At 59.6% G+C, this 2,140-nt stretch carries 2 protein-coding genes; both read right to left on the bottom strand.

Going from position 1 to position 2,140, the window contains the following annotated elements; translation table 11 throughout:
• On the bottom strand, positions 1-464 hold a 464-nt coding region (locus ACP5J3_RS13585; protein ID WP_428496175.1), incomplete at its 3' end, for an HD domain-containing protein.
• A complete protein-coding gene (locus tag ACP5J3_RS13580; RefSeq protein WP_428496174.1) occupies positions 461-2,005 on the bottom strand; it encodes a hypothetical protein in 1,545 nt (514 codons plus the stop codon). The genes ACP5J3_RS13580 and ACP5J3_RS13585, both read right to left, overlap by 4 nt.
• Positions 2,006-2,140: the final 135 nt, after the last annotated feature.

Below are 2,140 nucleotides of genomic sequence, written 5' to 3'. Positions count from 1 at the left end.
TCTGACACGTTGACGACGCCTAAGTCCGGGAGATCCTTAACCACGCAACCACGTTGGATGCACTGGTCGAGCGCCTCGCCGGGCCTCCTACAGCCCGTGAAGAGGCAGTAGACGCTCTTAAGCTTCCTAAGCATCTTCTCCCTCTTCCTCCTATCCTTGATGTATTCAGCCAGCTCGCTCCCGTGCAACTGCAACGCGGTGAGATTTTCGGGACCCACCCCCATCCCCACGTCGTGTAGATACGCCGAACACTCCCAGACCGCGGACTGGACGTAGTCTAGCGATATCCCGGCCTCCTTCATAAGCTTGTTGCCTATCTCGGCGACCTTCTCCGAGTGCACTATGCCGTGGAGGGCGTAGAAGGGAAAGTTAGACCCCTCGTACTTGGTGTATTGTTTGCTTAACTCTTCACAAGCCTTGACTACCCCCTGCCGCCATTTGCCCACCTCCCACGCCCTTATCATAGCCCTCTGGCCATAGCCTTGTACTGCTCCTCCGATATGTTGCCGGAGAGTAGCTGTCTGTCCAGCGCTACTATCTTGTCGTCGAGCACCGCCGGGAGGACCCCGTAGCCCAGCGCGTTGACGAATTCGGCAATCTCGCCCTCGCCGTAGTACGCCTCGCCGGTCTTCAGATTTATCAAAGCCACGTTCCCCATCCTCCTGGCCATCTCTATCGAGTTGGGGTCCCAGCCGGTGGGCGAGGCCATGATATAGAGGCGGTCCTTCTCTATCTTAACGCCCAAGGCCTCCAGCGCCTCTCTAAGGGCGGCCGGCTCATGGTCGACCCCCCTCCAGTACAGCCTCTCTAACCTGGAAAAGCAACCGGCCACCACCACCGCGGAAGGCCTTCTGAGGAGGCCGCCGCCGTACTTAACCTCGGCCACGAATAGGCGGGGCAGGTGGCCGGCCAGCTCGCCGGCGTCGACTTTGCGCCCCCTCTTAGCCTCCTCCTCGGCCAGCTCCTCGGCGACCTCCTCCGACAAGTCCTTGACGTCGAGCTTCCCGCCTCCGCGGAGCCCCGGCAGTATCGTCTCGACCCTCGTCAAGAAGTCGTCGGTGAGCCTCCTCGCCGCCTTCGCAGTGACGAGCGACATAAGCTCGCTCGGAGAGGCCCTCCTAACCACCACGTAGTCCCCCATATCCTCCCACACAACCGAAGTCGGACGCTGGAGGATGTAGGTTACGCCGCCCTCGACGAAGTGGGGCAGATCCCTGACGTATACGGGCTTCTCTACCTTCCTCACCTCCGGTATAGCCCTACCGGCCAGCAATCCTACGGCGGCGGCTAAGGCGTGTCTCGCCGCCAAGTTAAGTAGCTCCCCCACGTCCAGCCCCCCTCCGGCCTGACGCCTCTGAGGAGGCGGTGCAGGTTGCGCCGCGGAGGGCTGGGGCGGCGGGGCCGGGGGAGGAGGCGGCGGTTTGGGTGCCGCAGGCTCGGGGGGCTTCGCAACCTGCTCCTCCTTCGGGCGGGGGCTCACCACCGCCTCGGCCTCTCCGGCCAGCTCCCTCCCGCCTCCCTCCGCGCGCCACGTGACCACAACCTTTCCGGACTTGGAAGGAGTTCCCAACGAGACGCTCCTCGACCTACCCGCAGGGACGTCGATCTCCACCTCCTTCTTAAGCGCACCTTCGGCCTTGAGGCGCACCTTCAGATTCACAAGAGACTTGTTATCGACGATCGCTACAAGCTCCTCCCCCTCCAGAGCCTCCTCCGGGACAACCTTGACATCGACTCTGGGCTCCGCCTTACTTTTCAACTCCCTCATCACGTTATGAAACCTCCTCAGAATATCCTCCCTAATTTTGCCCCTTAGAGAAGGCACGACCTTCGGGAGGAGCTCGTTCAACGCGGCTTTGAGCTCTCTTTCACATTTATCGAGGTAAGACGGTCCCGTGATAGACACCATACGCCTCAGCTCTACCAGATCGTCTGCTTCCGGGCATATTTCATATATTCGCGACACTACCCTCTCCTCACCATCCCCACTCTTCCTATCACCCATAATTGAAAAATGAATATTTATTTAATTCTATTTCTGCTGATTAATCTGCTTGGACCGCATCAGCTAATCAGCCGCGCTTGAATCCACAATTAAGAAAAGCCGTGGCCGACTGCGATATATAGACAAAGCGCCCAA

It is taken from the genome of Pyrobaculum sp., from assembly GCF_049971835.1.
In the GTDB taxonomy this organism is placed as follows: Archaea; Thermoproteota; Thermoprotei; order Thermoproteales; family Thermoproteaceae; genus Pyrobaculum.
The sequence above is the reverse complement of the archived record's forward strand: the minus strand, read 5'-3'. Positions and strand labels throughout refer to the sequence as shown.

Bases quoted from the DNA above. Each gene is read 5' to 3' on its own strand.
- ACP5J3_RS13580 (WP_428496174.1), bottom strand. From the start codon at position 2,005: ATGGGTGATAGGAAGAGTGGGGATGGTGAGGAGAGGGTAGTGTCGCGA.